The sequence below is a fragment of the Nostoc sp. S13 genome, from assembly GCF_029379315.1.
Taxonomy (GTDB): Bacteria; Cyanobacteriota; Cyanobacteriia; order Cyanobacteriales; family Nostocaceae; genus Nostoc.
This window is the reverse complement of the sequence record NZ_JAQYWQ010000212.1, coordinates 1-5,898: the sequence shown is the minus strand read 5'-3', so window position 1 is coordinate 5,898 and position 5,898 is coordinate 1. Positions and strand designations below refer to the sequence as shown.

Annotated in this window: 8 protein-coding genes; 5 read left to right on the top strand and 3 right to left on the bottom strand. The window is 43.3% G+C overall.

Annotation, left to right across the window (positions count from 1 at the left end; all coding sequences use genetic code 11):
• The first annotated feature begins 565 nt into the window (after positions 1 to 565).
• Positions 566 to 1,660 carry a phosphotransacetylase family protein gene (locus PUQ00_RS32090; RefSeq protein WP_300423979.1) on the top strand — a complete coding sequence of 365 codons (1,095 nt, stop codon included), beginning with the start codon at positions 566 to 568 and terminating at the stop codon, positions 1,658 to 1,660.
• A gap of 204 nt (positions 1,661 to 1,864) precedes the next feature.
• Here PUQ00_RS32090 and PUQ00_RS32085 read toward each other — a convergent pair whose 3' ends face one another.
• Positions 1,865 to 2,386, bottom strand: a complete 522-nt coding sequence (locus PUQ00_RS32085) for a DUF4188 domain-containing protein (protein ID WP_300423978.1) — start codon at positions 2,384 to 2,386, stop codon at positions 1,865 to 1,867.
• Between the two features lie 72 nt (positions 2,387 to 2,458).
• Between PUQ00_RS32085 and PUQ00_RS32080 the strand changes: the two genes are divergently transcribed.
• From PUQ00_RS32080 to PUQ00_RS32065, 4 genes are all read left to right on the top strand, one after another.
• A complete protein-coding gene (locus PUQ00_RS32080) occupies positions 2,459 to 2,995 on the top strand; it encodes a PadR family transcriptional regulator (protein ID WP_300423982.1) in 537 nt (178 codons plus the stop codon).
• A gap of 81 nt (positions 2,996 to 3,076) precedes the next feature.
• Positions 3,077 to 3,580: a DNA recombination-mediator protein A gene (locus PUQ00_RS32075; protein WP_300423981.1), complete on the top strand. Its 504-nt coding sequence runs from the start codon at positions 3,077 to 3,079 to the stop codon at positions 3,578 to 3,580.
• An 87-nt stretch (positions 3,581 to 3,667) separates the two neighbouring features.
• Positions 3,668 to 4,066 (top strand): MAPEG family protein, encoded by a 399-nt coding sequence (locus tag PUQ00_RS32070; RefSeq protein WP_300423977.1) that lies wholly within the window; start codon positions 3,668 to 3,670, stop codon positions 4,064 to 4,066.
• A 169-nt stretch (positions 4,067 to 4,235) separates the two neighbouring features.
• Positions 4,236 to 4,727 (top strand): YajQ family cyclic di-GMP-binding protein, encoded by a 492-nt coding sequence (locus PUQ00_RS32065; protein ID WP_300423975.1) that lies wholly within the window; start codon positions 4,236 to 4,238, stop codon positions 4,725 to 4,727.
• Positions 4,728 to 4,776: 49 nt separating this feature from the next.
• Here the strand turns inward: PUQ00_RS32065 and PUQ00_RS32060 are convergent, their stop codons facing one another.
• Both PUQ00_RS32060 and PUQ00_RS32055 read right to left on the bottom strand, forming a co-directional pair.
• Positions 4,777 to 5,334 carry a glutathione S-transferase family protein gene (locus PUQ00_RS32060; RefSeq protein WP_300423974.1) on the bottom strand — a complete coding sequence of 186 codons (558 nt, stop codon included), beginning with the start codon at positions 5,332 to 5,334 and terminating at the stop codon, positions 4,777 to 4,779.
• A gap of 6 nt (positions 5,335 to 5,340) precedes the next feature.
• On the bottom strand, positions 5,341 to 5,805 hold the full coding sequence (locus tag PUQ00_RS32055) for a hypothetical protein (RefSeq protein WP_300423980.1): 465 nt from the start codon (positions 5,803 to 5,805) through the stop codon (positions 5,341 to 5,343).
• Positions 5,806 to 5,898: the final 93 nt, after the last annotated feature.

The following is a 5,898-nucleotide window of genomic DNA, read 5'->3' as shown; positions in this document are numbered from 1 at the left end:
TTTCGTAGTGGCGGGTCTGAATCCCCCACTGATTGCATTCTGACGAATGTATTCTTCTTCAATTAAAATTCATATCCATAAAAGCAATTTTGCGCTCAAAATACGGACAATACAGATAGCTACGTAGCAGAAGCCAGTAAAAACAGACTCAAACTCACTTAATTGAGTCCGTTTGAACAGACTTAGGCTCCATAGCAACGAAGCTGTTATAGGACTATGATTTGATTTTTGAAAAAACTCCGTACAACTCGAAAAGCCTGATTCCCTATTCCCTACTCCCTACTCCCCACTCCCCACTCCCCAGCTACGTAGATAATTTCAGAAATCAAATATGATTCCTATAGTTTGATATTTGTTGGTAATGACAAGGCTTGAAGAGTAGGCGTACAGGTTAGCAGAGCCGACACAAGCAAAGAAAACTTCTCCCTTGCTCCCTGTTTGTTCAATCAGAAGGTAATTCTGGGAAACCTTAATTTGTAGAGAGCGAGAGGCTTTTGCCAGAAGGAACTAGAATTAGGAAACACCTAGCTGGGTTCTTCTGACTTTTGAAATTAGGAGTGCATGTGTGCCAAAATCCCCTAAATATTTGCTGATTGGATCAACCGAGACTTACAGCGGTAAATCTGCAACTGTTCTGGGTTTGTCTGATCAGCTACAGCAAAAAGGACTGGATATTGCCTACGGTAAACCCCTCGGTACTTGTTTAAATTCATCTAGTGGAACCGTAATTGAGGAAGATGTCCAGTTCATCGCTCTTAGCCTCAATTTGCCGGAAAACCGCGTTGCACCAACAATGCTGGCTTTGGATGAACTAAATGTGCAAAAGCGCTTGCGAGGAGAAGACAAAACCGATTATCAGCAATCCCTAATACAGCAATATTTACAAATGTCCCAAGGAGATTTGGTCTTACTGGAGGGGCCTGGTGATTTGTCCGAAGGCAATTTATTTGACTTGTCTTTGCTGCAAATGGCTGAAGTATTGGATGCTGGCGTGCTGTTAGTAAGCCGCTATAAATCGTTGCTTTCGGTTGAGGCGCTATTGGCTGCAAAACAGCGTGTGGGCGATCGCTTGATTGGAGTTGTGATCAATGATATCCCACTCACCCAACTAGAAGTCGTTGACACTCTCTTGCGCCCATTTTTGGAACAGCAGGGGATTCCGGTGCTAGCAATGCTGCCGAATAGCGATTTGCTCCGCAGTGTGAGTGTCGGCGAACTAGTCAAGCAGTTAAAGGCTGATGTTCTCTGTCGCAACGATCGCATGGATTTGTTGGTGGAAAGTCTGGCAATTGGAGCGATGAATGTCAACTCAGCTGTGAAGTATTTCCGCAAACGCCGGAATATGGCAGTGGTAACAGGAGGCGATCGTGTAGAAATTCAGCAAGCTGCTTTGGAAACTTCTACCCAATGTTTAATTCTCACCGGGCAACTACCCCCGCCGCCATTCATTCTTAGTCGCGCTGAAGAACTAGAAATCCCCATTTTATCTGTTGACTTAGACACCCTCACCACTGTAGAAATTGTTGACCGCACTTTCGGGCAAGTCCGTCTCCACGAGCCAATTAAGGTTCAGTGCATTCGCCAGTTGATGTCTAAGCATTTTGACATTGACCGCTTGTTATCTAAACTGGGTTTAACTCCCGCAGCCGCATTGTCTTAGATTCATCAACCTAAACAATTAAGAGCATCTATGTTCAGTTATCAAACAGAATTCAGGAGTCAGGAGTCAGGAGTCAGAATACAGGAAAGGTATTCTGACTCCTGACTGGCGGATAGCGCCACGGAGAGCGAGTCCGCGTCCCTTGCGCGTCTCGTAGAGAGCGTCTTGATTCTGAATTCTGAATTCTGAATTCTGCATTCTTCTTCAACAGTTAGGAGGCTGTATTACTGGTGAGGGTACAGCTGGTTCGCCGTCACCTCCCAAGCGACGGCGTGCTGTTTCCTTTCGCCCCATAGCTGGGACGTGCTTAGTTGCAGCAGCTAATCCAAAGACAGGCATATTGCCGTAAACCGCCTCATATCTTCCCGGTTCGATTAAATAAGTTTCGTGCCAAATGCCGACACTGCCATCAGCACCAATGGCTTGATTAAACCTTTGCCAAGCTTTTAGATGTGCATCAGCTGGATTTCTGGCAAAATGCTCTAAATCCTCGAACGATCGCCAATACTGAATCAGTCCTACTCCTCGCCAGTAAACAAAAGTTTCTCCCCCTAAAAACCCTTTTTCAGGATTCTGGTAAAGGCTTTGTAGCATGGGCGACATCGCCGTTGCAGTCGGAATCCATTTGGAGAAAGCGAAGATTTTATTAATTCGCATCCCAATCAAAAACACAACAAAGGGTTCATTAATCTCGGCTGTAAACCTTCCTGGTATTACTTGAGGCATTTATTACTCACTCCTTGTTATTTCAGTTTATTATGCAATTAGTTGCATATGTCAAGTAGTGAATTAAAAATTATGGGATTAGCGCACGCAATATTAGCTACTCTGGTTGACGCGCCTTGTAGTGGGTATGATTTAGCAAAACGATTCGATGGCTCTGTAGGCTTTTTCTGGTCAGCAAGTCACCAGCAGATTTATCGAGAGTTGTCAAAGCTAGAAGATCAAGCATGGATCAGTTCCGAGTCGATTGTGCAAGTAGGACGCCCAGATAAAAAGCTCTACAGCGTTACAGACTTGGGAGAACAGCAGCTCAAAGAGTGGATTGCTCAACCTTGTGAACCCACACCGATTAAAGATGATTTACTTGTTAAAATTTTTGCTGGCCATATTGCTTCTAACCAGACGATCTTGGCAGAGCTAGAGCGCCACCAAAAAGCCCACTTAATAAAATTAACTACATACAAAGATTTAGAACAAGAATGCTTTCAGAATCCGCAAGAACTCCCAGAATCAGCAAAATTTCAGTATTTGACTCTCGTGAATGGCATTACTTATGAAACATATTGGCTGGCCTGGTGTGACCAAGTAATCCAAACAATCGAAAAATTGTAGCAATGTCTAACTCAGGTTTGCCTCGCACTTACACGCTGTTTGGTAAAATATGTGGGTCGTTTAATTGGATTATCTCCATCTTTGACCCAATCAACAGACCTTATTAGCCTCGATACATTAGCGCAAGAACTGGCGACAATCCAGCAAACAGGTTCTAAAAGAATTGCCTTGCTGGGTTCTCGTCACGTCCCGATTACGCATCAGAATCTTATTGAAATGATGACATATGCCCTAGTTTTATCGGGTAATCGGATCATTACTTCTGGTGCTACAGGTACAAATTCCGCTGCCATCAAGGGAGCAACGCGAGCTGATGCGAATTTATTGACCGTGATTCTACCCCAAAGCCTGGAACGCCAGCCCTTGGAATCGCGCCAGCAACTAGAACAGGTAATGCATTTAGTGGAAAATCCCAATAATGATAATCTGTCCCTTGCTGAAGCTAGTTACCTGTGTAACAAGGAAATTGTCTCTCGTTGCCAGCAACTGATTTGCTTTGCGTTTCACGACAGTGGTACCTTGTTGCAAACTTGTCAAGATGCAGAAGAACAAAGAAAAGTGGTGACTCTCTTCTACTTTGATTAGTCATTTGTCATTTGTCATTTGTCTTTGATTAATGACTGATGACTGATGACTTATGACTTATGACTAATAACCAATGCTTAATAAATAATGATAATTCTTTTGTACTCGATCGCTGCTGCTGCCCTTCTAATTTATGTACCATTTTTGGTGGTAGCTTATGCCCGTGTGCGTATTGGGTATGAAATGTTTTCTACTCCTCGCGCTATGTTTGATAAATTGCCACCTTATGCCCAACGAGCCACTTGGGCACATCAGAACACCTTTGAAGCATTTATGATATTTGCGGCAGCCGCATTGATGGCATATGTAACTGGTATAAATTCTTCTACAGCACAAGTAGCTGCGATCGCTTTTGTAGTGGCGCGTTTGCTATACTCAATTTTTTATATTTTGAATATACCCGTTTTGCGATCGCTCATGTTTGGCATTGGCTCCGTTAGCTCTGCCACTCTCATTTTCTTAAGCATCATCCAAGCTACTAGTTAATTGGGGAGTAGGGAGTGAGAAAAAGTTTTCTCAATACCCAACCCCCAATCTAAAATTGTTCGACTGAGCGCAGCCGTACTCCTTCTCTACAAGACGCTCCGCGAACGCAGAAGCAAGCTACGCGTAGCGTTCCGCAAGAAAATCCAAAATCTAAAATCCAAAATGTTTTATGGCTTCTACTTTTTCCTTTGACATTGTGAGCGACTTTGACCGACAAGAGTTGGTTAACGCTGTCGATCAAGTTATACGAGATATCAAAGGTCGTTACGACCTCAAAGACACTCAAACTACTGTCGAGTTAGTCGAAGAAAGCATTAACGTTAGTACTGACAGCGAGTTTACCTTAAATTCTGTACACGACATCCTGCGGGAAAAAGCCGCCAAGCGTAACCTTTCCCAGAAAATCTTTGATTTTGGCAATGTTGAATCAGCCAGTGGTAATCGCGTTCGTCAAGAAATCAAACTCAAAAAAGGCATCAGTCAGGAAATCGCCAAACAAATTTCCAAATTGATTCGCGACGAATTCAAAAAGGTACAAGCCTCAATTCAAGGGGATGCTGTGCGGGTTTCTGCCAAATCTAAAGATGACTTACAAGTTGTCATGCAGCGAGTCAAACAAGAAGACTACCCAGTTGCTTTGCAATTTACAAATTATCGTTAACAGATTCGTAATTCGTAGTTAAGAATTCAATTACGAATTACGAATTATTTTAAGTTCTTCCAGCAATACTCTTTTGAAATGCCGGACGCTCAGATAACTGCTTCATATAGTTCAACACGGCTGGGTAGGAACTAAGGTCTAGCTTCAGGATTATGGGAATGTAATTCAGAATAGACCCCACTGCCACATCGGCAACAGTAAACTCATTGCCAAGTAAGAAAGGTTGCTTACTGAAAATTTCATTTAACGGAGTCAACAAGCGGGGCATTTCCCGTTGCCGATTCTCTTCTCCAAAAATCCCAGGCCCAAGGGTAGCATTGGCAAACAACACCCATTGGGAAAATACAGCACGTTCTTGGAGTGAAAGTGGAGTTTTACTATATTTATCGGCAAGATACAGCAAAATCGCCCCAGATTCCCAAAGCTGAAAATCCCCATCAACAATGGCTGGAACTTTACCAACTGGGTTAATTGTCAAATATTCAGGCTGGAGATGTTCACCCGCCTGCATATCGAGTTTGACGAATTCGTAAGGAACTTTTATTTCCTCTAAATACCAGTAAACAATTGAGGCTCGACTACGAACACTACCGTAAAGTTTTAGCATAATTAGTTAAAGAACTTTGTGAGTGTGAGAATGCTGTTTTACGTTGTCTTCTTTGGTTACAACTCTAGCGGCATTTAACACCCGCTTGCGCTCAATAGAATATTTAAAATCAGTGTAGTTTGTACCTAAAGGAATCAGGGATTTTGCAGATTGACGACGCTTGTAGGTACGAGCTGCTGCAAACGTGCGTGGCACAAATTCCTCTCCAAACTGAGCCGACTCTGGGAAGCCATCTGGCATCAGTTGGGAATCGCCATCCAGCAGAGTTCCCAAAGTTGTTGCATGAGCCAGCTTATAGGAGGTAGGGATGCCCTTTAAAAGCGCTTCCAAAGCCGCAGAGGGAATCGGTTCTATAACTTCGATTTGATAAACTTCTCCATCTTCTTTGACGAAGCAGGTTGCCAAGCCGATAACAATGTAATCATCGGTTGCTAAATCAGGGGCATTGAGATAGGAAATTGCAGTTGTCATCGGAAAATTTCTCAAATAATTAAAAATTAAATCTAGCGATTGGGCATTGGGCATTGGGCATTGGGCATTGGGCATTGGGCATTGGGCATTGGG

Bases quoted from the DNA above. Each gene is read 5' to 3' on its own strand.
- PUQ00_RS32080 (WP_300423982.1), top strand. From the start codon at position 2,459: ATGGGATTAGCGCACGCAATATTAGCTACTCTGGTTGACGCGCCTTGT.
- PUQ00_RS32070 (WP_300423977.1), top strand. From the start codon at position 3,668: ATGATAATTCTTTTGTACTCGATCGCTGCTGCTGCCCTTCTAATTTAT.
- PUQ00_RS32055 (WP_300423980.1), bottom strand. From the start codon at position 5,805: ATGACAACTGCAATTTCCTATCTCAATGCCCCTGATTTAGCAACCGAT.
- PUQ00_RS32065 (WP_300423975.1), top strand. From the start codon at position 4,236: ATGGCTTCTACTTTTTCCTTTGACATTGTGAGCGACTTTGACCGACAA.
- PUQ00_RS32085 (WP_300423978.1), bottom strand. From the start codon at position 2,386: ATGCCTCAAGTAATACCAGGAAGGTTTACAGCCGAGATTAATGAACCC.
- PUQ00_RS32060 (WP_300423974.1), bottom strand. From the start codon at position 5,334: ATGCTAAAACTTTACGGTAGTGTTCGTAGTCGAGCCTCAATTGTTTAC.